Origin of the sequence: Enterocloster sp. HCN-30185, from assembly GCF_037890305.1 — a bacterium.
GTDB lineage: Bacteria > Bacillota > Clostridia > Lachnospirales > Lachnospiraceae > Enterocloster.
The window spans coordinates 271034-296087 of the sequence record NZ_JBBKBT010000002.1; the positions used below are offsets into that span (position 1 = coordinate 271034).

Below are 25054 nucleotides of genomic sequence, written 5' to 3' on the forward strand. Positions count from 1 at the left end.
AGAAATGGGAGGAAAATAGAATGAAAAAAGAAACATCAAACCCGGGAACGGGAACGGTGCATAAAAAATCTCTGAAGCAGCAGATCTATTATTACAGAAGCTTCTATATTATGTTTATCCCTGTATTTATTTTTGCAGTCGTATTTCACTATCTGCCAATGCTGGGAATCCGTTATTCCCTGTTTTCCTATAAGGGCATTAAGGCGCCGGAATTTATCGGTCTGGCAAACTTTGAGCGTATGTTTTCCATGCCGGGCTTCTGGAGCGCGTTTGGAAATACGATCCTGTTAAGCGTAGTAAAGCTTCTTCTGAATACGTTTATGGCCGTGCTGATCTCCATTCTGCTCAACGAGCTGCGGTTTATGAAGTTTAAAAAGGTAACGCAGACCATCGTGTATCTGCCCCATTTTATGTCATGGGTTGTGACTGCCTCTGTATTCACCCTGATCCTTTCTCCCGGTGATGCAGGACTGGTAAATTCAATCTTGATCAAGCTGGGGATTATTGATGAGGGAATCTATTTTCTGGGAGATAAAGAGTGGTGGAGAAGTATGTTCTATGCGATCAATATCTGGAAGGATACGGGCTGGGGAACGATCATTTTCATGGCTACCTTATCCGGCATCAATCCGGAGCTTTATGAGGCAGCTTCCATGGACGGGGCAAACCGCTGGAATCAGATCCGATACATTACGCTTCCCGCCCTTGCTAATACCATTATTACTGTTTTGATCTTGAATCTTGCAAAGGTTATGAATCTGTTCGAGTCTGTATTTGTACTGCAGAATGACGCGGTGATCCAGAAGGCAGACGTACTTCAGACCTATATCTATACCCAGACCTTTAACTCAGGAGCGCTTCCTGATTTTGGTTATACCACGGCAGTCAGTGTGACAGCGTCTGTTGTAGGCTGTATTCTGGTGCTGCTGTGCAACCGGGCAAGCTATAAGGTCCGCGGCAGAGGCATTGTATAGGAGGAATAAAAATTATGAGAACGAAAAGAAGGACTGTTTTTGATATAATTTCAGTCATCCTGTTTGTAATGATCAGTTTGATCATGCTGATTCCCATTTATAAGGTTCTGGTGGATTCTTTTGATTTAAAGACCGCTTATGGAATGCGTCTTCTGCCTCAGCAGTTTGGACTGGACGGATATATTTCCGTATTTACCAATCCTACCCTGTTCCAGCCGTTTCTGATTTCCTGTGTGACTACCATTGCGGGAACCTTCGCAGGACTTGCCATTTCCACACTGGGCGCTTATGTGCTGATCCAGTGGAAGATGCCGGGACGCAAGCTGCTGGCAAATTTCCTTTTATTTACTATGATCTTTAACGGCGGTATGATCCCTACCTATCTGGTTATGAAGGCTCTCGGCCTGACGAATACGCTCTGGGTTGTAATTCTGCTTCCTGCGATCAATGTATACAATCTGGTTCTGATGAGAAACTTCTTTGAAGGAATTCCGGCCAGCCTGTTTGAGTCTGCTGAGATTGACGGCTGTTCTCCTATGGGAACTTTCTTTAAGATCGTCCTTCCCTTATCCAAGGCTGCTTTAACAGCCATCGGACTGATGTTTGCGGTTCAGTACTGGAATGATTACACCAATTATAAACTTTACATTACAAATGAAAACCTGTATAATTTCCAGATGAAGCTGCGCTCCCTGATCTTAGGAAGCGACCTTCCCTCTGCAGTGGGAAGCGCAACGGAGAACACGATCAAGAATGCGGCAGTTATTGTAGCCATTCTTCCTTTTGTGATCATCTATCCATTCTGCCAGAAGTATTTTATTTCCGGCGTGAATATCGGCGCTGTCAAAGAGTGACAGACGCAGGGAGGAGAAATGTATGAACACTGGAACGTATCAAAATCCAATTTTATATGCAGACTACTCCGATCCGGATGCAATCCGGGTCGGGGAAGATTATTACATGGTGGCATCTTCGTTTACATATCTTCCGGGGGTGCCTCTCCTTCATTCCAGGGATCTGGTTCATTGGGAGATCATCAATTACTGCGTACCGGCTCTGCCTTTTGAGAAATATGACCGGCCGGCTCATGGTTCGGGAACCTGGGCGCCATCCATCCGGTATCATAAGGGAGAGTTTTTTGTATTTATTCCACTGCCGGATGAGGGGATTTTTGTGGCGCGCTCCAAAGATCCGAAGGGAATATTTACACTGAACCGCCTCTGTGAATCCAGAGGCTGGATTGATCCGTGCCCGTTTTGGGATGAGGACGGAAGAGCCTATATGATCTTTGCTTATGCAAGAAGCCGCTGCGGGATTAAGCACCGTCTGGCTCTGGTGGAAATGGATCAGGAATGTACCCGGTTAAAGGGAGAGCCAAAGGTGATTTTTGACGGCACTCAGCTTGCGCCTACCAGCGAAGGGCCAAAACTGTATAAAAAGGATGGTTGGTATTATGTACTGATGCCTTCCGGAGGTGTTGCCACTGGCTGGCAGTCTGCTCTGCGGGCAAAGAAGATCTGGGGGCCTTATGAGTACAGGATTGTAATGCACCAAGGGAATACAGCCGTCAATGGGCCTCATCAGGGCGCATGGGTGGACACGCCGGAAGGAAGCAGCTGGTTTATCCATTTTCAGGACGTAGGAGAGTTAGGACGCATTGTCCATCTGCAGCCTATGTGCTTCCAGGATGGCTGGCCCTTTATCGGCTGTGAAACAAACGGCGATATGATCGGAGAGCCGGTAGAGGAGTGGGAGCTGCCTAAAGCAGGACAGCCTGCTTACAGGATTGCGGACTCAGATGAATTTGAAACCGGACGTCCGGGCCTGCAGTGGCAGTGGCAGTCCAACCCCAGAGAAGCTTTTTTTGCGCAGGAAGCAAAAAAGGGAAGCCTTAAGCTGGCCTGTCTGGCAAATCCAGAGCGTGAGAATCTTTTATGGTATGCTCCCAACGTGATGACCCAGATCCCTCAGTCCAATGCATTTACGGCAGAAGTAAAGCTTAAGCTGTCTGGCGGCGACGGGACAGAGGGCTGTGACGGCGATATGGCCGTTTTGGGCATGACGGGCCATCACTATGCGTTCTGCGGTCTGGAACGGGAAAACGAAAGGCTTTGGCTGCGCCTTTACGAAGGCTTTGTCACAGGAAAAGAGTTTGAAGGCCAGGCGATGGAGGGACTGGCTGCTTCAAAGGAGTGGAATCAGGATAAAGCCCTGTGGCTGCGCATGGAGCTTGGTGAAGACAAAATGTTTTTCTTTTCTGTTTCTGACGACGGCAGCACCTTCCTTCCCTTCGGCCCTTCCTTCCATCTGGCAAAGGGAACCTGGACAGGGGCCAAGCTCTGCCTGTGGGCCTGCAATCGGAACAATATCGCATCAGGAGGATGGGGAGAATATGATTACATACACATCAGCCACAAAAAAGATCGCTGAGGAGGCCTTTCAGGCGGCTCTTTTGGGCGATCTGGACAAAGTAAAGCAGCTGGCAGGCCATACCTTCCATTTGGAAACCTGTGATGAGAAAGGGAACAGCCTCCTTCATTATGCGGTAAGAAGCAAAAATCTTGAGCTGGTGCGTTTCCTTACAGAAGCGGGAGGGCTGGATCTGACCTGGGCCAATGCAGATCTGGTAACGCCCTTTGATCTGGCTCATATCCAGGCCAAGGAGCATCCGGGCGATCTGGCGGCAGAGGAAATGGAAGCCTGGATTGCTTCCGTCTGCGGCTTTTCCCATGAAGCCTGCTACCGCAATCCGGTGGTCCGGGGGATGTACCCAGATCCCAGCATTGTGCGTGTGGGAGAAGACTACTACATGGTTAATTCCAGCTTTATCTTTTTTCCGGGAATTCCGGTGTCCCATTCCAGAGATCTGGTCCACTGGGAAACCATTGGATATGTGGCGGCGGATCCGGACTGGGCCAGGAAGTATCTGGGGCCGTTAGAGGGCGGAAGAGGCTTCTGGGCGCCGGATATCAGCTATCATGACGGCTGGTTTACCGTCTGTGCCACCCTTCGGATGAATGATGACGCGGATTGTATCCAAACCCAGTTTGTGGCCCGTTCCAGAAAGCCGGAAGGCCCTTATGAGAAACCGGTGATCCACAAAGTTTTAGGAATCGATCCCTCCATTTTCCATGATGAGGACGGGCGCACCTATATGCTTCTTAACCGCGGAGCACGCATCATGGAGATCTCTGAGGACGGGAAAGAATGTCTTTCAGAACCGGAGCTGATCTGGTATGGCTGGGATAAGCATGGGCCTGAGGGGCCTCATATTTTGAAAAAGGACGGCTGGTATTACTGTTTCCTGGCTGAGGGTGGAACCGGGATCGGACACAAAATTACGGTGGCCCGCTCCCGGCAGCTTATGGGCCCCTATGAGGACTGTCCCTATAACCCGATCATGACCCAGAAGGATCCGGCTGCAGCCATCCAGTGCTGCGGCCATGGAAAACCGGTCAGTACTCCAGACGGACGCTGGTATATGGTATATCTCTGTTCGCGGTATCTGGACGGAAAATGGGGAATTTTGGGAAGAGAAACGTGTCTGGATGAGATTACCTGGACACCCGATGGCTGGCCGCTGGTAAATCAGAGAAAAGGCCCCTCTTATATGGCAAAGCTTCCTCTTAATGGATTGCAGAAACCGGATCCGGTTAAGCTTCCTTATGAAGGCTGGCTCTGTCCAAGAACCATTGACAGAGAGCGTAGCTTCGTTTCTCCCGAAGGAATCCTTCGTATCCGAGGAGAAGGAAAGGACTTAAATGACAGAAGCTGCGTCAGCCTTCTGGTAAAACGCCAGCCGGATTTTAACTTTACCTGCGAATATGAAATGTGGGCTCCGGATGAGGATGGATACCGGGACGCCGGACTTACCTTATATTATGATGAAAACACATTTATAAAATTTGGCATAAAGGATCGCTGCCTGTTTGTCAGAGAATATGTGGACAATGCCTATGTCCGCTGTCTGGAGCAGGATTTCGAGCCGGGAAGCAGCCATGTTTACCTTAAAATAGTCACAGAAGGGCTTAAGCGGTCTTTCTATATCAATGGAACCGTTGTCGGCGTTTTGGATCACGTTACATCCCTTTGTTCAGAGGGATTAAAAAAAGGAAAACGCTTTACAGGAGCAATGACAGGAGTGTATAACAATGGAACGAATTTTATATGCTGGAGACAGCACCGTAGCATTTAATAAGATCAATACATATCCCCAGACCGGTATGAGCCAGGCTCTTCCGCTGTATCTGAAGGATAATATCCAGGTAATAAGCTTTGCAAAAAACGGCCGCAGCACCAGGTCCTTTATTGCAGAGGGACGGCTTGCCGCCATTGAGAAGGAACTTAAGAAGGGGGATTATCTGTTCGTCCAGTTCGGTCACAATGATTCAAAAGCAGATGAAGCGCGTCACACCGATCCGGATACGGATTTTAAGGAAAATCTTCGGATGTTTGCAGAGACAGCAAAGGCCTGCGGTGCAAAGGCCGTATTTATTACCCCCATTGCCAGACGTCTGTTTGATGAAAACGGAACTTTTAAACCGGGAAGCCACGGTGCCTATCCCAGGGCGATGAAAGAGGCGGCAAAGGAAGCAGGCGTTCCGGTTGTGGATCTTACTACTGTGACAGAACAGTATCTGGCACAGGTGGGGGAACTGTGGTCTCGTCCGCTGTTTGTGTGGCCAAAGGACAATACCCATTTAAAATATGAAGGGGCCGTTATGATGGCCGGATTCCTTGCAGAGGGCCTTCGGGCATTGGGAGAGCCATACAGCAGCCTTCTGGCAGAGGAGAAGGAGGAGCAGTAAAATGGACCGGTATCAGGAGATGGAGCGCCGCTTTGCAGCCTGTTATCAAAAGCATGGGAAGCACTCTGTACGGGTGCTTCTGGAATTCTACAGGGGACAGTATCACAAATTTCTTCTCTCCACTCTCTTTTTCCTGCTGAAACATTCCCCGGCCCTCCTTTCCCCTCTTTTGATCGCAAATGTAGTCAATGGGGTGATCGAGGGAGGAGAAGCCGGGAGCAGGGCAATTTTTATTAATGTGGGAATCTGGCTGGGGCTTTTGAGCATCCATCTGCCTGCAAACTGGATCCACAATCAGCTGAAAAGTCGTGTGATCCGAAATACGGAAGCCGGACTTCGGGCGGCTCTGGTAAGAAAACTCCAGGAGCTGTCCATTCCTTATCATACGGGCAGTCAGTCGGGACGCCTTCAGTCAAAGATCATGCGTGATGTGGAGGCGGTGGAAACCCTGTCATCCCAGCTTTTTGTCAATCTGCTTAATATTGTGATGAATCTCGTTATCACACTGTCTATCACAGCCGTAAAAAACAGGCTCATCCTTGTGTTTTTTATTCTGGTTGCTCCGGTGGCTGCCGGAGCGGTAGTGGCATTCAGAGCCAAGATCCACAGGGAAAACCGCTCCTTCCGTCAGGGAATGGAGGAAACCAGCGCAAGGGTGATGGAGATGGTAGAAATGGTCCCTGTCGCCAGGGCTCATGCCCTGGAGGATAAGGAAGCGGCCAGGATCAGCGCCCTCCTTGAAGAAACAGCCAACCGGGGCTACCGGCTGGATATGGTGCAGGCCCACTTTGGGGCCGTAAGCTGGGTGGTATTTCAGGTATTTCAGGTGGTATGTCTGGCGGTTTCTGGTTTTATGGCTATGTCTGGTCTCATAAAGGTGGGGGATGTGACCTTTTATCAGTCCAGCTTTACGACGGTAGTGAATCAGTTTTCTGCTCTGATCAATCTGCTTCCTATTCTTACAAAGGGATTGGAATCCGTTTCCTCCATCGGGGAGGTGCTGTCCTCGGATGAGATAGAGGAAAATGAAGGAAAGGAAGAGCTGCTTTCCCTAAGAGGAGAATACGCTTTTAAACAGGTAAGTTTTTCCTATCCGGGCAGCAGCAAAGAAGTGCTCCACGGATTGGATTTTACGGTAAAACAGGGTGAAACCATTGCTTTGGTAGGCGAGTCGGGCTCTGGAAAGACAACTATTTTAAATATGCTCATTGGTTTTATCCTGCCTTCTGGGGGACAGCTTATGTTAGACGGGAAAGACATGAAAGGCCTGAATTTAAGAACCTACCGCCGTTTTCTGTCCGTGGTGCCCCAAACGCCGGTACTGTTTACCGGAACGGTGCGGGAAAATATTACCTATGGTCTGGAACATGTGAGCGAGGAACAGATCGCGCAGGCGGTAGAAGCAGCCAATCTGTCCGAGGTGGTAAAAAGGCTGCCCCAGGGGCTTGACACCATGATCGAAGAGCATGGAGCCAATTTAAGCGGGGGCCAGCGCCAGAGGATTTCCATTGCAAGGGCGCTGATCCGCAATCCTCAGGTCATTATTCTGGATGAGGCTACGTCGGCTCTGGACAGCATCTCTGAGTCGGAGATCCAGGAGGCCTTAGAACGCCTCACAAAGGGAAGGACTACCTTTATTGTGGCTCACCGCCTTTCTACCGTGCGCGGAGCCGACAGGATCCTTGTCATCGGACAGGGAAGGATCAGGGAACAGGGAAGCTATCAGGAGCTGATGGCAAAAAAAGGAGAATTTTATCAGATGGAACAGCTTCAGAGAATGGTGAGGTAGGAAAATATGCTGCGATATGACGGACCATTTATAACGTTTTTAATGAAACTGGGAGACATGATCATCCTTCACGTACTCTGGCTCCTCTGCAGCCTGCCGGTTATAACGGCAGGACCTGCTTTGGCAGCCGCCCATTATGCAGCCCTGCGGATTGTCAGGGATGAAGGCGGCTCTGTGTGCTCCATGTTTTTTAAAGCCTTCCGGATTAATTTTTTTCAGGCGCTTCCTCTGGGAGTTATAAGTCTTTTAGCCGGTGCGGTGATCGGAACCGATCTGTACCTGCTTTCCGGCCCGGTACAGCCAAAGGGAGCGGCGGGACTTTTTATGCTGGCTCTTACCGTGTTTCTTTCCATTCTTTACGGGATTCTTATGCTGTGGCTGTGGCCGGTACTTGTAACCTTTGAAAATACATGGATGGGAAGCATAAAAAGTGCATACATGATGGCAGCATCAAACTGGGGGGCAACCTCTGCCATGATCCTTCAGGATCTTGTACTGGGGATCGCTGCAGTATTCAGTATTGCCTTTCTGCCCCAGGCGGCCATTATTTTTCTTATTTTCGGCTGTCCGCTGTTTTTTGTGGTCAATGCCTTCCATATACGCAGAGCCTTTGACAGGATAAGGGAAAATAGCAGTAAGGAGGACGAAGATGAGTAACACAGGAGAACGGATCCTGCCAGTGAGCCGCTATTATGACAGCCTAAACGGGATGAAGCGAAAATATGACCGTCTGGCAAGGCAGGAGGCTTTTTCAGGAACGAACGTGGAAGAATGGACGGGATGGAAAAATAAGGAAAAGAAACGCTTGTGGGAGCTTTTGGGAATGGACAAAATGGAAATCTGCTCCCCCTGCCCTGAAATAGCGGAACGAGTCATGCTGGACGGAGGAATCCTGAGGGAAAAGCTTCTTTTGCAGGTGGAACCGGATATATGGATGCCGGTGTATCTGCTGATCCCGCCGGGCAGCGGACGTCATTCCGATTGTGTCCTTGCTCCCCATGGACATCAGGGGGCGGGAAAATACAGTGTGGCCGGCTGCAGTGAGATTCCGGCAGTGGCAGAGGCGATTGACCGTTTCCATTACGATTACGGCCTCTATCTGGCCCGGCTGGGATATGTTGCCGTCTGTCCCGATGCCAGAGGCTTTGGCGAGCGGAGGGATCTGGCTTTTCAGAAGGATGAGGAAAATGCATTTATGCGCGGAACCTGTTTCTATCTGGCCCATATGGCAGAGCCCCTTGGAATGACTGTGGCAGGAATGAATACCTGGGATCTGATGCGCCTGATCGACTATCTGGAAGAGAGGGGAGAATGGAATACAGAGCATCTGGGCTGCGTGGGCTTTTCTGGCGGAGGACTTCAGACGCTGTATCTGGCTGCATTGGATGAGCGTGTACGTTATGCAGTGATCAGCGGTTATCTGTATGGATTTAAAGACTCCCTTCTGGAATTAAATGGAAATTGCAGCTGCAATTATGTCCCGGGGCTCTGGAATGCGCTGGATATGGGAGATATTGCGTCCCTCATTGCGCCCAGACCACTTGTGATCCAGTCCGGCAGGGCAGATCACTTAAACGGCCCAAGGGGCATTGTCAATGCAGAGGAACAGGTGGAGATCGTACGAAAAGCCTATGGGTTAAACGGCGCCGCAGAATGTCTGGTCCACCGCTGTTATGAAGGGGGCCATCAGTTCCATGAAGAGGACCTGGAAGAAGATCTGAAAAGAATGAAATTTTTTACACAAATCTCCGGTTAGATGATAAAATACATAGTATCAATAAAGGAGATTTGATACATATGGATATAAGGGAAGATTTGAATATATATATGCAGATCATCCGTCTTCTGGATGAAAGCGTCAATGGATATCTTTATGCCTGTGATCTGCAGGATGACCGCATGTATTTTACAGATAAGATCTGCCGCAGATTTGCACTGCCTTTTTCCGGAGAGCAGGGAATCCCGTTTAAAGAATGGGAAGCTGTTATTTATGACCGGGATGTAAAGCTCATAAAAGACGATATGGAGGCGGTCCGTTCGGGTAAAAGAAACGGCTGTGATATCGAATGCCGGATGATCGACAGGGAAGGAAACCGGGTGGGCGTTCATTGGCGTGCAACGGTGCATGCGGATAAGTCAGGAAAGCCGGCAGTCCTTTTAGGGAGCATGGATGAGCTTGTCCTGGGACAGAGGATCGACAGTCTGACCGGATTGTGGAATTATGATAAGTGTACAGAGGATCTGGAATCTGCTGTTTTAAAAGAAAAGGGATATTTTATCGTTTTTGGAATTGATAATTTTAAGCATATCAATGTAAAAAATGGAAGACCCTTTGGAAATGATGTTTTAAAGCGGATGACAGAAAGTCTGGAAAAAAATGCAGACTGTTCGGTTACGCTGTATCGGCTGGATGGAGACTGTTTTGCAGCAACCCTTCCGGGAAAAGGGAAAAAGGAAGTATTCTCCTTTTACGATACCGTCAGGCAGGAGATGGAAAAAGAGTGCACTTTATCAGCGGGAGCTGCCGCTTATTCCCCTAACCGGGGCATGGATGGCTGGACCGTATACCAGTTTGCGGAAAATGCCCTTGACCGGGCAAAAAAAGAGGGAAAAAATATGCTTATTTTCTTCTCTCCCGAAGATTATCAGAAAAAACTGGATCAGATTGAGCTTTTGGATGAGCTTAAGTCAGCTGTTGATCAGGGCTGCAGGGGATTTTATCTCTGTTATCAGCCCCAGATTGACAGTAAAAACTACGGATTGTACGGAGCCGAAGCGCTGCTTCGCTATGAATCAGGAAAACGCGGGATGGTAGGGCCCGATCAGTTTATTCCTCTGCTGGAGCAGAGCGGCCTGATCTGTGAAGTAGGATTATGGGTACTGAGGACAGCCATCCGACAGAGCGTATTATGGCGCAGGATTCTTCCAAGCTTTCATATCAGCGTAAATATATCCTATGTGCAGCTTCGTCAAAAGGAAATCGAGGAAGAGGTTTTAGGTATTCTCAGGGAAGAAGGACTGCCGGGAGACGCTCTCACTCTGGAAGTGACGGAAAGTATGCAGCTTCAGGACTATACCTATTATAATAAGATCTTTTATGACTGGAAGCGAAAAGGAATCCAGATTGCCATTGATGATTTCGGAACAGGATACTCCAGCTTAAGCTATTTAAAAAGCATTGATATTGATGAAACAAAGATTGACCGCTGTTTTGTGAATCGTATCCAGAAAAATGCCTACAACTACAGGCTTTTGGATAATGTAATACAGCTGGCTCACAGCGCCCGGATACGTGTCTGCTGTGAAGGCGTTGAGACGGAAGAAGAGCTGTTTGTTTTAAAGGAACTGTGTCCGGATGTGCTTCAGGGATATCTTTTTGCCAGACCCTGCAGAAAAGAGGAATTTGAACAGACCTATCTGAACCGGGATTCAAAGGCCTATAAGGAACGGAGAGAGTGGCTGTTAAAATTCAGGTGTCCGGCTGCCAGAGACGGAAAGCTGGATGGTACACAAGAGCGTACGGAGGAGACGTATGAAGACATTCTGGAGCATACCAGCCTGGGACTGTGGAGGATATGCGCAGATTTTGAAACAGAGTGCTACGAGCTGTATGCAGATCCGGTGATGCTTCGGGTCATGGGAGTGGAAACGGCTCTTTCGCCAAAAGAATGTTATTTCCACTGGTACAACAGGATCAATGACGGATATTACAACTATATTAACCTTGCGATCCAGAGTGCGGTTGAAACGGGTAAGATTACACAGGTCGAGTATACATGGAATCATCCTTCCAGAGGTGAGGTTACGGTACGCTGTATGATGATACGGGCCAAAAGGGAGAACAGCACGGTCTGGCTGGAGGGGTATCACCGGATCATCAGCGATCTGGAACGGCCTGATTTTCTGCCTGGCGGTCTTAAGAGCGAGATCTTTGAATACAACGAGCATAAGAAAACCATTTATTTCCATACGAAGCGTCAGATGATCGCGGGAGATAAGATCCGGGAAGAGGATTTTCCGGAATGCTGGATCCGAAAACAGATTGTCCATCCTCATTTTGCAGATGAATTTCAAACTATGTTCCGGGATGTTAAGGATAAGTGGAATCGGGCAGGCAGCGAGATGCTTTTTCGGACCAAATCCGGTTCCTATGAGTGGTTTAAGGTAAAGACCCGTCACCTCAGCGATAAAAAGGAGGATGTTTATACAGTTGCAGTGCTCATGGATCCTGCAGATCAGGAACGTGCCATAGAGCTGGAATATATGAAAAAGACGGATTTTTATGAGGCTCTTCTTTCGGAAACTGTGGCCCATGCAGAGATAGATGTGGAAAGCGGCCATATTATGGAGGCAGCAGGGCTGTGGGCATTCGTCCAGAGCAAGGATCAGGAACAGGATTTTGAAAGCATTATTCAGCAGCAGATGAGAAGTGATCAGATTTTTTGTGAGGATCGGGAGCTTTATGCATCGTATATGGATCTTTCCTATATGAAGGAAATGTATAAAAGCGGAACCAATACGGTTGAATTGTGCTTCCGCCACTATGTGAAAGAGCGCCTCTGCTGGATGAAGCTGGTGATCCACGTATTTCAGGATCATTATACAGAAAATATGTATGCTCTTGTGTATCTGAAAAATATTGATGCTGAAAAGAGGAGAGAGCTTGCGGCTGAGACAGCGGCCAAAAGTGATCCTCTTACCAGGGTATACAACCGGAGCAGCTTTGAAGAAGAGGTATCTGATTTTATGACAACCGGTGAAGATTCTGCAAGGGGAGCGCTGCTGATCCTGGATTTAGATGATTTTAAACAGGTCAATGACCGCTTTGGCCATTTAAAGGGAGATGAGGTATTGAAATCACTGGCAGAAGTGCTGCGCCATACCTTCCGAAGCCACGATCTGATTGGACGTCTGGGCGGAGATGAATTTCTTGTATTTGTAAAAGGCATTGAAAATAAGGAAATCCTGGATAGGAGAATGGATCAGCTGTTTAGTCGGCTGAATGATTCCTGCGGGGACTTTCTTTTCTGCAGTGCCGGTATCTGTTTTGTATCGGGAGAAGGCTTTGATTATCAAAAAGCGCTCAAATGCGCAGATACGGCCCTGTATGAGAGCAAGAAGAAGGGAAAAAGAAGGTACAGCTATTACGAAAAAATGGAAGATATGAAAGTCTGAAAGGAAAAAGCCCTGTGAGATCCGGATGAACGGATGCACAGGGCTTTTTTCAGGTATTTTTTCAGCCGGCAGCTTTTTCGTTTTTCTTGATGATCGGAAGGATCAGGCCAAGAGCAGTAAGCACAAAAGGAGTGATCACGTTTAAAGCCGTAGATGCCGGATCGCCTTCTACATACATACCAAAGATACAGCAGAATGCAGTGACAACGAAGCACCAGATGCCGGCAGTCAGAGCAATGCCCTGATTTTTTACAAAACGGTATTCCGGATGGAATTTGTCTGCTGCCTTGCGCAGAGCGATGTAGGCTACGAATACCCACAGGTAACGCAGAGGCATGGTGACAGAGTTTAACTTGTTTAACTGTGTCAGTACAGCTGCGGCTCCGGGAACGAAGGACTGGATCAGAATAATACTTCCGGACAGGCCGGCTACCATAAAGATACCGTTGATATAAGCGCCATGCTGATTCTTCTTTAACAATTTGGTAGGAACGAACTGTCTTGCATCCTCATTGTCAAGAAGCATACGCAGCGGAGCATCGATACTTAAAACCAGAGTAGAGAACTGGCCGATGGCATTGCAGGCTGCATAGATAATTAACAGCAGGTTTCCTACATGGTAGTATTCACCCAGTTTCTGGAAGGACCAGTAAGCGCCGTTGGATACATAGGAATTAAAGCTTTCAGAGCTTTCGTTGATCACAGCAGGATCGAACATCATACCCATAGCGATGGTTCCAAGGATTGCGCAGACCATAACCATAATGGCAAGAGCGATCATACCCTTGGGGAAACCGCGGGAAGGATCCTTTACCTTATTTACATAAGGGGAGATCTTCTCACAGCCACCTACGGCAAATACCAGGATGGATAAGGAGGTAAAGTATCCCAGGTTAAACTGAGGGATCAGTGTCTCCTTGCTGAATTCCATGGTAACATAGCCGCCGTTTGGATTGATGGCAGGAGCTGCAAACATCATCAGGATATACAGGATGGACATAACGAACATACTGGTTCCGGCAATGGTTGCAAGCTTTTTTAATGGGTTTAAGCCGCGGCTTGCTACCCAGCAGAAGAATAAAAGCGCAGCCAGTGTAGCCAGCTGGATCCAGATGGTTGGGAACTGGTCATAAGTAGTTCCGTTCTGGAAGAACATCCAGCTTAATGCCTTTAAGCCGCCGCTTCCCTTGCTGGCGATATAGGTAACGTGGCAGGCCCAGTAAGTCCAGCCTGCGTAGTAGGCAAATTTCGGGCTGATCGTTTCGTGGATCCAGGAGCTGACGCCGCCGCCGGAAGTTTTAAAAGCAGATCCCAGCTCGCCTACCATAAGGGCATAGGGCACAAAATACAGTGCGAACATCAGGATCCAGCTGAAAATAACCTGTATACCGTTAAAGTATACAAAGCCGTTGAGTACATTTCCGAAGCCCCAGACCGTAGAAAAGGCCATGAATGCCAGGGTGTACCAGGTGATTTTCTTTGTGTTTTCCATTGATAACCTTCCTTTTCTAAAATGTTTAACTTTACTAGGATATCATATTTCTATGAAATATTCAAATGAAAGTAATATTTTTTTATTAAAATTTTTAAGAATTTTTATTTATCTGTGATATACTTCTTTTTATAACATCTGAAAATGAAAGGGGAAGCTGCAAATGAAAAAATGGCTTCGATATACCGTTCTGATATTGCTTTTGTGGCTTTTATTCGTGATCCTTTGTCTGGTGATCCCGCCGCTGTTTCATAAAGAAGCAGGATATGGCCCAGGGGAGGATGCAGAAGGAGATAGCTTTAGTACGCCGGAACGGATTCTCTGTATTGATGATAATAAAGAGGCTCTGATCTGGAGACTGAGACTGATCGGGGCTGCTAAAGAACGGATCATTCTCACTACCTTTGATTTCAGAGATGAGGAAAGCGGACAGGATATAATGGCGGCTTTGTGGGAGGCGGCTCAGAGGGGCGTGAAGGTGCAGATTTTGGTAGACGGAATCAATGGAATGTTTTTTCTGTCAGACAGCAGTCATTTTAAGCAGCTGGTTTCCCATGAGCAGGTGGAAGCCCGGTTTTATAATCCCATTGATCTGTTCAGGCCCTGGAGGACGAATTACAGGATGCACGACAAGTATCTGATCGCAGATGACTGGGGGTATATTTTGGGAGGCAGAAATACAGACAACCGGTTTTTGGGATATTATAAGGAAAGCTATAACGAGGATAGGGATCTGTTGGTCTATGGAGAGAAGCCGGGACAAGGTAGTTCTTTTCAGGCGCTGGAAGCATATTTTCATGAGATTTGGAATCAGCCCTGCTGTAAGGAGTTTGATGCAAAAGGCGGTATAGGCGGGCTGGAGCAGTGCTGTGAGCGGGTGAAAGAGCGGTATCCGGAAGCCTTTGACCGGATTTATTCAAAAGAGGACTGGGAGAAGGCTACCATGGAAACCAGGGGGATTGAACTGTGGACGAATCCCACAGAGCCGGAAAATAAGGAGCCTGTTGTATGGGAAAGGATGATCGCAGCCATGGAAGGGGAAGAAGATATCCTGGTACAGACTCCCTATATGATCTGCAGCAGAAAGATGTATGAGGATCTTCGCTCTGTCTGTGAAAAGGGCGCCAGAGTGGACATTGTGATTAATGCCGTAGAAAGCGGCACCAACCCCTTTGGATGTACCGATTATCTTAATCAGAAAAAGAAGATCTGCCAGGCTGGAGTCCATATTTATGAGTATCTGGGAGACCAGGCGCAGCATACCAAATCGCTGGCAGTAGGAGAGGAATTGAGCATCATAGGATCCTGCAATTTTGATATGCGCAGCGTATATCTGAATACGGAAATGATGCTGGCAGTAGACTGCCCTGAATTAAACGCCTCTATCCGTGAACAGGCACGACCATTAAAAGAAAAAAGCCGCCACATGAGCCCGGATGGCCGGACTGAGGACGGACAAAATTATGAGCCGAGGGAGCAGGATATGGCAAAAAGGGCTGTATACGCGCTTCTTCGGATCGTAATCAGTCCTTTCCGCCATGTGCTGTAGGGGAAATCCTATCGCCCCTGTCCCTTGTTTGGAATCAGCTCTCCGGCCGTATTTCCATGGCAGATGGGTTTCCATTCTACCTTTTTGACAAGGGCAACGGCAGAGATCGGAATATAGGTAAACATAAAAATCGGGAAGGTGAAGGTATAAAGGATCTTCCTGCCCGCAGACATGGCGATCTGTTTCCATTCTACCGCCATGGTGATAGCGCCGTAGATCAGAAGGCTCACATAAAACATTCCAAGCGTCCTTCCAAGAAAGAAGATATTTTCCTCCACGATCATCCGGGCAATATAGCCGGGTTCTGTAAGATAGGCGCCCAGCATGACCACGTTGATGATCAGTGCTGCCAGGGTAAAAAACATTCCCGGTGCTACCGTCATAAAAATGTCATAGCAGGAGAAACCCTTTCTGCCCGGACGGAAGCAGCCGCGGATGAGATCCAGGCTGTAGTGCCAGTCAACCTGATAAAATCCCTTAGACCAGCGCAGTCTCTGTCTCCAGGACTGTTTAAAGTCTACGGGCTGTTCATCGTAGATAACGGCCTTGTCACAGTAGCCGATCACTTTTCCATCAATGGCGCAGTTTACAGAAAATTCAATATCCTCGGTCAGAAGATGGAAGGGCCAGCCTCCCTTTTCACGGATGACTTCTCCGGATACCAGAAACCCGGTGCCGGAAATGGCACAGTTGGTTCCCAAAAGCATACGGGGAAAGTTAAGGAAGCGGGCTTCGCGCAGAAACCACAGTCCATATCCGGCAGAGATCCAGTTGGCTCCGAAGTTTTTGGAATTGCGGTAGCTGGTCAGAGCCGCATAGTGGCCGCCGTCAAATGTATTGTTCATTTCCCGTACGAAATTGGGATCTACATAATTATCGGCATCAAATACAAAGTAGCCGTCATAAACATCCTTTCCGGAAGCGGACAGACATTTAAACAGATAATCCAAAGCGTAGCCCTTTCCGATCAGCTGGCGGTTAAAGCGGCGGTATACCTTGGCGCCTGCCTCTAAGGCTACCTGAGCCGTATTATCGGTACAGTTATCGGCGATCACATAGATATCAAGAAGCTCGGAAGGGTAATCCTGGGCCTTCAGGCTTGCGATCAGGCCGCCGATTACATTTGCCTCATTTCTGGCAGAAATCACAGCTGCATAGCGGTGAAGGGCATGGGAGACATCTGTCTCTTTTGTGTGCCGTTTCCACAGACCTAACAGCAGATAGCCAATCTGATAGAAATAAAACACAACAAAGATAGTGGCCATTACAAAATTAAAATAATGAAGCATTCGCAGTGTATTCATATCTAACCTCTTTACATGATATTTGGATCCTGTTTGTGATACAGAATCACAGTATTAGAATCAATATAAAAAAATAGCATATTTTTAAAATAATACAAGAGTTTTAAACAAATTCATAAAAAATTAATATTTACTTCATATAGTATTCAATTATGAATGATAAACAGCGTATCTGTCTGGTTCACTATTTACATTACATGGAACTGCGGATATAATAAATGACAGAATACATTTCTTTTCCGGACAGGAAAGAGAGAATAGACGGCAGAGGGGTGCAGGAGTATGGATTATGAATTTGATGCGGAATTTTTAAAGAGGATTATAGAACGGATGCAGTCCAGCCTCTATATTACAGACCCTGTTACACATGAGATTCTTTATACCAACGGATATATCAAGGAGGCTTTTAACTGTGAAATGCCGGAGGGGAAATATTGCTGGGAGATTCTGCAAAAGGATATGAAGGAACCCTGTCCTTTCTGCAAAATACCGGCTCTGGCTGACAAAGAATTGGGAGAAGCCATTGTCTGGCGGGAGCACAATGAGGCTTCAGGCCGTGATTATATCAATTATGACTGGCTGGAGGAATGGGACGGGCGCAGGTATCACATACAGAATTCCGTGGATATTACCTCCTTTCTTCAGCTGTCCATTGAGGCCTCTATTGACGAACTGACCGGGCTCTTAAACCGAAATGCGGGAAAAAATCATCTAAGCGAGGTTCTTTCCTCCTTAAAGGAGGACGGGCTTTGTACGGTAGCTCTTTGCGATCTAAATGGATTGAAATGGGTCAATGACACATATGGCCATCTGGAAGGCGACCGTTTTTTAAAGGTTACGGCCTGTACCATGCAGGAAGGAATAGAGGCTTCTGATTTTGCTTTCCGCCTCAGCGGAGATGAGTTCATTCTGGTTTTCCAGAATAAGGATTCTGATCAGGCAGCCGGTATTCTTGAGGAAATCCTTGCGCGCTTAAAGGAGCGCAGACAGTCCGTTGGCATCGATTATGAGGCAACCTTCAGCTACGGTCTGGTGACTGTGAATGGAGGCCACAGGCTCTCTGTTTCCGACGTTCTTTCCGTAGCGGATATGCAGATGTATATACGCAAGAGAGATTATCACATATTATCCGGAAAGCAGGCAGCCAGACGGCTCAGCAAAGAAGCGGCGACGAGAGGAAACGCTTTTTCCTATCATAAAGACCAGCTTTTAGACGCCCTGTCGGAGAGTATTGACGATTATATCTTTGTAGGCAATCTGAAGACAGGAGAGTTTCGTTATACCTGGCAGATGGCGGAGGACTTTGGGCTTCCCGGGCAGGTGGTAAAAAATGCAGCTTCCTTTTGGAAACGCAGGATCCATCCGGATGACGCAAGAATGTTTTTGGACAGTAATCAGGAGATTGCAGACGGAAGGGCAGACCGCCATGCCATTGTATACCGGGCGAAGGCAGCAGACGGCACATGGAAGCATCTTTTATGCAGAGGGCGGATGTACAGAGATGGAAATGGCCGCCCGGAGCTGTTTGCAGGGGTGATCCGCAATCTGGATAAAGAACATGAAAAGAGCCTGATGGCTCCAAAACCGGGAATTGCCAGAACTACGGTGGGACAAAAGGAGCTGGATTCCTTTTTGACGACGGCTATTATACGGGCTTCGAAGGGAAGTGCGGATAAAACTCTGGGAGAGAAGGAACTTCTTTTTTCCTTCCGTTTCAATCTGACCAGAGAACGGCTGGAGGAGCTTTGGGGGTTGGATGAGAAGCTTAACAGAGAGAGCAGTGACAGAAGCCTTTCCTTCCTTTTAGGCTACATCAACAGCCATATTGCCAGCGAGGATGACAGGAAGCGGTTTGGACTCAGATATAACAGAGAAGAGATCTTGCGGGATATCACTTTAAAACGGGCAGTTCCGTCCTTTGAATTCAGGGAAAAGGACAGGGAAGGAAGGATCCGGTGGGCCAGAATGGATTTCCATGCAGTGCGGCAGAATGACGGAGATCTTCTTTTATATGGCTATGCCAGAAACATTGATGAGCAGAAAAAGAGAGAGCTGGCGCTGGAATACAAAGCCGGAACTGATATTGTCAGCGGTTTTTATGATCAGACAACCGTCCGCCTTATGATCCAGAGCATACTGGAAAATAAAAACAGCAAAAACGGTATTCATGCTACGCTGATCCTGGATATGGATGATTTTTCAAAAACAGGAAAAAATTGGTCCAGAGGCGAAAAGGAAGAGGTTCTCCGTCAGGCCAGCACGATCCTGCGCAGCAGCCTTCCGCCCCTTTCCGTGGCAGGACGGCTGGAGCAGGATGTATTTCTCATCTTTTACTTTGATATCTCCTCAGCAGATGAGATCAGGGAGGAGGCTGGCAGACTGCGCAGGCTGCTGTGCCGGACGTATCAGGCGGGGAACGAGCTTTTGTATATGAGCTGGTCGGCAGGTCTTTGCTGCAGCTGTGAGGAAACCGTTACATACGACCAGCTGTATCACAGGAGTTTAAAAGCTCTGGAACGGGCTAAATATGAGGGCAAAAACCAGATGAAGGTCTATGGGGAGAGGAGTGAGACAGCAGAGAGGCAGGAGCTTTCCTGGGAGCTTTTAAGAGAATGCTTCAAAATTGGGGATACCGGTATTATACCACCGGCCTTTGGAGAAGCAGCGGCTGCGCAGAGGCTTTCTTTTATTCCAGCAGAAGAAGCTTCTCTTTTATGGGAATGTCTGGGTGCAAGATCTGGACAGGAACAGGTGTTTGAAGCAGAAAAGAGGGAGGAAGCTGCCTATGGGGAGCTGGAAGGCCTGCTGGAAGAAACATCGTATCAATTCCCGCTTTTGTGGACTGGCTGCTGGGGAGACTGCCTTACAGGCCTGCTTGTAGCAGAAGGGGTATGGGATAAGGAACAGTGTTCCAGAGTATTGAGGGAAATGTCTGGCTTTGTGGGAAAGATGGCCCAGTACCGTTTGATGCAGGAAAAATACAGCTATGTTATGACCCATGACAGGGAATCCGGGCTTTTAAATTATCAGTCCTATATCCGGTGCCTGAGCCACGAAAATCAGGAAATCTATTCATCCATGGGAGTAGCAGGGATCCATATCTGGGATTTTAAGGGATATAATCAGCGCTATGGCCATGCAGGAGGCGACCGGCTTTTAGCACAGCTGGGAGAGAAGATACGGGAAATTTTTAAGGGGGCGGACTGCTACCGCATCAGTGGAGCGGGCTTTCTGATCCGTTTTGCAGATGTAACAAAAGACCGGTTTGAGGAACAAGGCAGGCGGTTTCAGATGGAAGCAGAAACGCTGTGTCCGGGGCAGATTCTCTGCGAATATGTGTGGACAGCTCAGGTTCAGGCGCCCATGAAGCTTCAGCAGCAGGTGGAGGAAAAACTGCAGATCGCCATGAACCAGAGAAGTACCAGGGCCTATGGCGGAAGGACGCCTGCCGCAGCCCGAATGCTTTCTGAGCTTAAACAGGCGATAAAAAGAGGCGGGTTTACTGCTTTTTTCCAACCCAAGGCAGACTTAAAAACAGGCCGTATCTGTGGAGCAGAGGCGCTGGTGCGCTATCAACATGAAAGAAAGGGTGTAATTACGCCGGATAAATTTCTGCCGGAAATTGAAAAGGCCGGGCTGATCCGCTATATTGACCTTTTTGTGCTGGAGGAGAGCTGCCGCCTGATGCGCCAGTGGCTGGATGAAGGCTGGGAAGGATTTCCTGTTTCTCTTAATTATTCCAGAATTACGATTTTAGAGCCGGGGATATTAGAAGAAACCTGCGGTATTACAGACCGTTATCGTATTCCGCACAGGCTTATTTCCATTGAGATTACAGAAACTATCAGCGCAGTAGACAATATCAGCCTGAAGGCCATTACCACAGCATTTACAGAGGCCGGCTATGGTATTTCCCTGGACGATTTCGGAACGGAGTACAGCAATATCCATGTGCTTTATGATCTCCCGATCAAGATCCTGAAAATAGACCGAAGCATTGTCACAGATATGTTCCACAATCCAAAGGCGGGAATTGTGGCCCAGAGCGTATTTGCGGCCTGCAAAAGCCTTAAGATCCGTACGGTGGCCGAGGGCGTGGAGACAAAGGAACAGGCAGATATTTTAAAAGAAATGGGCTGCGATATGATCCAGGGTTACTATATTAATAAGCCGCTTCCGGGCGATTGCTTTAAAGAAACCTGTCTGTCCTTTTCGGACATACAAAAATAAAAGTTCATTTAAAGTGTCGCAAAATATAAAAAGTTGTGGTATACTGAATTGACATATTTTGAGAATCCTGTGCCTGTAAATCATTTCCGGGCATATAATAAGGAGCGTTCCTATGCTGAATGAAGAGAAGATCCGCTATATGACAGAGCTGGCCATATTTGAAAAGAATGAAGGCAGAAAGATTTTTCCCGTAAACCGTTTTTTTAGGAGCGATTATGTGGGCGGTCAGATGTTCAGGGGCTTTTTCGGCTATACCTTCAGCTTCCTTTTGATCGTTTTCACCTGGGCGATGTACAGATTGGATGTGATCTTGGGCGGGGCCGGGCCCGACACGGTTCTTGGCTGGATTAAAAACGGGACGTTTGCATATGTGGGAGGTCTGGTTTTATATCTTGCCGTTACCTGGAAGATCAGCTCCCGGCGCTATGAGATAGCCGCACGGAGCCAGACGATGTTTACAGCCCGCTTAAAACATCTGATCAGACGATATGGAAAAGACCAGCCGGATACAGGCAGAGAAAAACGGGGAGGAAGAGCTATATGACAGGACTGCTGCTCTGGAAAGAGCATCTGAAGGGATTTTATCAGAAATATAATCAGCTGCTCCATCCGCTGATCCGCTTTCTGTTTACATTGTGCACTGTTTTAAGCATCAATTCTACTGTTGGATATATGGCAAAACTTAAGAATCCACTGGTGGTTTTTATGGTCTGCCTGGTCGGAACGCTGCTTCCCAACTGTATGCTGGTATTTCTCATAGGGGGATTTTTGGCAGTTCATCTGTATGCGGTGTCTGTAGAAATGGCGCTGATCGCGGTTCTTGTGATGATGATAATAGGCATCCTTTATTATGGCTTTAAACCGGGAGACAGCTGGCTTATGGTTCTTACGCCGCTGGCATTTCTGTTTAAAATCCCTTATGCGGTTCCGCTTCTGGTAGGACTGGGAGGAAGCTTAAGTTCCGTGATCCCTGTGGGCTGCGGCATCTTTTTTTACTACCTTATCATGTATGTAAAGCAGAATGCAGGCGTTCTCACAGGAGAAGCCGCCGTGGACATGGTACAGCGCTACAGCCAGATTGTGCGGTCCGTATTTTTAAATCAGACCATGACGGTGATGATCGCTACCTGTGCGGTAGGTATTCTTGTGGTATACCTGATCCGCCGCCTTTCCATTGACTATGCCTGGCTGGCAGCCATTGTGACAGGTTCTGTAGCAGAGCTTGTGGTGATCTTTATCGGTGATTTTGTGTTTGGCGTGCCGGCAGCACCTCTTGAAATGGTTGTGGGGATGCTGGTGTCGGCGGCTTTGGCGGCTTTGTATAATTTCTTTATTTTTTCAGTAGACTACTCCCGCACGGAGTATGTGCAGTTTGAGGACGATGACTATTACTACTATGTAAAAGCTGTTCCAAAGATGACTATGAGTACCACAGATGTGCGGGTAAAAAAGATCAATACGCACAGGCGGAGCGCAAGAGAGCGTGAGCCGGGAGGAACAAGGCAGCCGTAACATATGATATTTGTGAGAGGAGGGCGATAGAAGATGGATATTTTTCTGGAAGTGCTGGATAAGCTGTCATCCTGGCTGTCTCTGCTGCCCAGGATCTCAGCCAAAAATATAGTGGAGATCGCTATTATTTCTTTTCTTGTCTACGAGCTTTTGGTCTGGATCAAAAACACCAGAGCCTGGACTCTTCTAAAAGGCCTTTTGGTGATTTTTGCCTTTTCAGTGGTTGTGGTGCTGTTTAAGCTCGATACCATTCTCTGGATCATCAAAAATATTACAGCCATTGCGGTAACGGCTCTTTTAGTTGTATTTCAGCCGGAACTCAGAAAGGCTTTGGAGCAGCTGGGAAGCCAGAATATTATTACCAATTTTCTTCCGGTAGACTCTTCCGGTAAAGAAGGAAGCGGATTTAATGAGCGTACGGTCAATGAGCTGGTCCGCGCCACCTTTGAAATGGCAAAGGTAAAGACGGGAGCTCTGATGGTGATTGAACGCGGCACCTCCTTAAAGGAGATTGAGCGTACGGGAATTGAGATCAACGGACTGATCAGCAGCCAGCTTCTGATCAATATATTTGAGCACAATACCCCTCTTCATGACGGAGCAGTGGTGATCCGGGGAAATCGGGTAGCAGCAGCTACCTGCTACCTGCCTCTGTCGGATAATATGTCCATCAACAAGGCTCTGGGAACACGCCACCGTGCGGCAGTAGGCGTTAGTGAAAGTACAGACAGCCTGACGATTGTTGTATCAGAGGAAACGGGACGTGTTTCCGTTGCTCAGGAAGGACATCTTCAGACGGTATCTGACGCGGAAACCCTCAGAACGATCCTGTCCGGGATCCGGGAAACAGCCGAACCGTCTGGCAGTCGGTTTAGGTTATGGAAGGGAAGGCTGATCAATGGAAAAAAAGCTGATAAATAATTTAAAACTGAAAATTCTTTCCGTATTCATCGCTTTCTTTGTATGGCTGGCTGTGGTAAATATATCAAACCCTGATATTACAGCAACCCAGATCGTGTCTCTGGATGTGATCAATGAATCTGTGCTTACCTCCAGTAAAAAGACCTATGAGCTTTTAGACGACAGGAGTACGGTTACTGTTTCCTACAAGGTCCGGACTCTGGACGCAGGAGGTGTTTCTCCTTCAGATTTCAGAGCCTATATTGATCTGGCAGATATGTATGAGCCTACAGGTGCAGTTCCTGTCAAGATAGAGGTTAAAAATAACCGTGTGGATTCGGTAGAGGCCAAGCCGGGAGTGATCCGTGTAAGGACAGAGGATCTGCAGGAGAAGCCTTTTGAGCTTACGCCTAAATATGTAGGAAAGGCGGAGGAAGGCTACCGCCAGGGAAGCGTCAGTTTGTCACCCTCTAAGATCGTTGTAAGCGGCCCCCAGTCTCTGGTAGGACAGATCAGCAGCGTGGGGATTGAAATCGACTTAAGCGGGGCGACGGAGGATCTTACCGGTACCAGGCCCATTAAATGTTACGATGCCAATGGCGAGGAGATTGCCCTGGATGAACGGGTTATTTTAAGCCGGACGGAGGCGGATTATGATCAGTCTATTCTCAAGGTAAAGAATCTGGGATTGAATTTTGAAACAGAGGGCCGTGTGGCAGAAGGATACCGCTATACAGGGATTGAGTCCAGCATTAACTCGGTGGAAGTAGTCGGACTTAAATCCGATCTGGCGGGAATCAATTCCATTACCATTCCGAAGACAGAGTTGAATATGGACGGAGCTGATTCAGACCGCAAGGTCAATATTGATCTGAAACAGTATCTGCCGGACGGAGTATCTCTTGCAGGAGAGGAAAGTCAGATTACGGTTACCATCAAGGTAGAGCCTCTTGAAACAAAGGATATTGTGCTGGGAGCCGATGCAGTCCGCCAGGTAGGTGCATCCAGCCACTATAGCTATCAGTTTGACCGGGATCAGATCACGGTTACCATCAAGGGGCTGGCGGAGGATCTGGATCAGCTGACCGAGGAAAGCCTGGAGGCAGAGGTGGATGTAAGCGATATGCAGCCCGGAACCCATACGGCAGAAGTAACGTTTCAGCTGGGAGCCGCCTATGAGCTGGTAAGCTGTGATCCTCTTCAGATCATTGTCCATGACCGGACAGAGGAATCAAAAGAGAGCATGGAAACGGAAAGCCAGGCAGAGACAGAGGAAGAAAGCGCCTCTGCTTCCGAGCAGTCATAGCAGCGTGTATTATGG

At 47.9% G+C, this 25054-nt stretch carries 17 protein-coding genes; 15 read left to right on the forward strand and 2 right to left on the reverse strand.

The genetic code is table 11. The features are described 5' to 3' along the window. Positions 1-20: 20 nt before the first annotated feature. The 9 genes from WKT10_RS03540 to WKT10_RS03580 are packed head-to-tail and all read left to right on the forward strand — an operon-like array spanning position 21 to position 12746. Positions 21-974, forward strand: a complete 954-nt coding sequence (locus tag WKT10_RS03540; protein ID WP_296036954.1) for an ABC transporter permease — start codon at positions 21-23, stop codon at positions 972-974. 14 nt (positions 975-988) lie between these two features. Further along, a complete protein-coding gene (locus WKT10_RS03545; protein WP_296036951.1) occupies positions 989-1828 on the forward strand; it encodes a carbohydrate ABC transporter permease in 840 nt (279 codons plus the stop codon). A gap of 22 nt (positions 1829-1850) precedes the next feature. Beyond that, positions 1851-3404 carry a glycoside hydrolase family 43 protein gene (locus tag WKT10_RS03550; protein ID WP_296036949.1) on the forward strand — a complete coding sequence of 518 codons (1554 nt, stop codon included), beginning with the start codon at positions 1851-1853 and terminating at the stop codon, positions 3402-3404. Beyond that, complete coding sequence (locus WKT10_RS03555) at positions 3367-5169, forward strand: family 43 glycosylhydrolase (RefSeq protein WP_340275487.1); 1803 nt, start codon at positions 3367-3369, stop codon at positions 5167-5169. The genes WKT10_RS03550 and WKT10_RS03555 overlap by 38 nt, the downstream gene beginning before the upstream one ends. Further along, positions 5126-5782: a rhamnogalacturonan acetylesterase gene (locus WKT10_RS03560; RefSeq protein ID WP_296036945.1), complete on the forward strand. Its 657-nt coding sequence runs from the start codon at positions 5126-5128 to the stop codon at positions 5780-5782. The genes WKT10_RS03555 and WKT10_RS03560 overlap by 44 nt, the downstream gene beginning before the upstream one ends. Position 5783: 1 nt before the next feature. Next, positions 5784-7571 (forward strand): ABC transporter ATP-binding protein, encoded by a 1788-nt coding sequence (locus tag WKT10_RS03565; protein WP_296036943.1) that lies wholly within the window; start codon positions 5784-5786, stop codon positions 7569-7571. A gap of 6 nt (positions 7572-7577) precedes the next feature. Continuing rightward, positions 7578-8228 (forward strand): YesL family protein, encoded by a 651-nt coding sequence (locus WKT10_RS03570; RefSeq protein WP_340275490.1) that lies wholly within the window; start codon positions 7578-7580, stop codon positions 8226-8228. Continuing rightward, a complete protein-coding gene (locus tag WKT10_RS03575; RefSeq protein ID WP_242962987.1) occupies positions 8221-9327 on the forward strand; it encodes a dienelactone hydrolase family protein in 1107 nt (368 codons plus the stop codon). The genes WKT10_RS03570 and WKT10_RS03575 overlap by 8 nt, the downstream gene beginning before the upstream one ends. A gap of 41 nt (positions 9328-9368) precedes the next feature. After that, entirely contained in the window at positions 9369-12746 is a 3378-nt protein-coding gene (locus WKT10_RS03580) for a bifunctional diguanylate cyclase/phosphodiesterase (RefSeq protein ID WP_340275492.1), read from the forward strand. Positions 12747-12807: 61 nt separating this feature from the next. Here the strand turns inward: WKT10_RS03580 and WKT10_RS03585 are convergent, their stop codons facing one another. After that, positions 12808-14238: an amino acid permease gene (locus tag WKT10_RS03585; RefSeq protein ID WP_340275494.1), complete on the reverse strand. Its 1431-nt coding sequence runs from the start codon at positions 14236-14238 to the stop codon at positions 12808-12810. Positions 14239-14401: 163 nt separating this feature from the next. Here WKT10_RS03585 and WKT10_RS03590 point away from each other — a divergent pair, with 163 nt between their 5' ends. Then, positions 14402-15787, forward strand: a complete 1386-nt coding sequence (locus WKT10_RS03590) for a phospholipase D-like domain-containing protein (RefSeq protein WP_340275496.1) — start codon at positions 14402-14404, stop codon at positions 15785-15787. An 8-nt stretch (positions 15788-15795) separates the two neighbouring features. Here WKT10_RS03590 and WKT10_RS03595 read toward each other — a convergent pair whose 3' ends face one another. Then, on the reverse strand, positions 15796-17091 hold the full coding sequence (locus WKT10_RS03595) for a glycosyltransferase family 2 protein (RefSeq protein ID WP_066547824.1): 1296 nt from the start codon (positions 17089-17091) through the stop codon (positions 15796-15798). A 282-nt stretch (positions 17092-17373) separates the two neighbouring features. On the opposite strand from WKT10_RS03595, the gene WKT10_RS03600 reads away from it, so the two are divergent. From WKT10_RS03600 to WKT10_RS03620, 5 genes are all read left to right on the forward strand, one after another. Continuing rightward, complete coding sequence (locus WKT10_RS03600; protein ID WP_340275499.1) at positions 17374-21321, forward strand: EAL domain-containing protein; 3948 nt, start codon at positions 17374-17376, stop codon at positions 21319-21321. Positions 21322-21433: 112 nt separating this feature from the next. Then, complete coding sequence (locus WKT10_RS03605) at positions 21434-21865, forward strand: hypothetical protein (protein ID WP_066547840.1); 432 nt, start codon at positions 21434-21436, stop codon at positions 21863-21865. After that, complete coding sequence (locus WKT10_RS03610) at positions 21862-22833, forward strand: ABC transporter permease (RefSeq protein WP_337934070.1); 972 nt, start codon at positions 21862-21864, stop codon at positions 22831-22833. The genes WKT10_RS03605 and WKT10_RS03610 overlap by 4 nt, the downstream gene beginning before the upstream one ends. Positions 22834-22866: 33 nt before the next feature. Beyond that, positions 22867-23754 carry a diadenylate cyclase CdaA gene (gene cdaA, locus WKT10_RS03615; protein WP_066547848.1) on the forward strand — a complete coding sequence of 296 codons (888 nt, stop codon included), beginning with the start codon at positions 22867-22869 and terminating at the stop codon, positions 23752-23754. Further along, positions 23732-25039: a CdaR family protein gene (locus WKT10_RS03620; RefSeq protein WP_337433791.1), complete on the forward strand. Its 1308-nt coding sequence runs from the start codon at positions 23732-23734 to the stop codon at positions 25037-25039. The genes cdaA and WKT10_RS03620 overlap by 23 nt, the downstream gene beginning before the upstream one ends. The last annotated feature ends 15 nt before the right edge of the window (positions 25040-25054 follow it).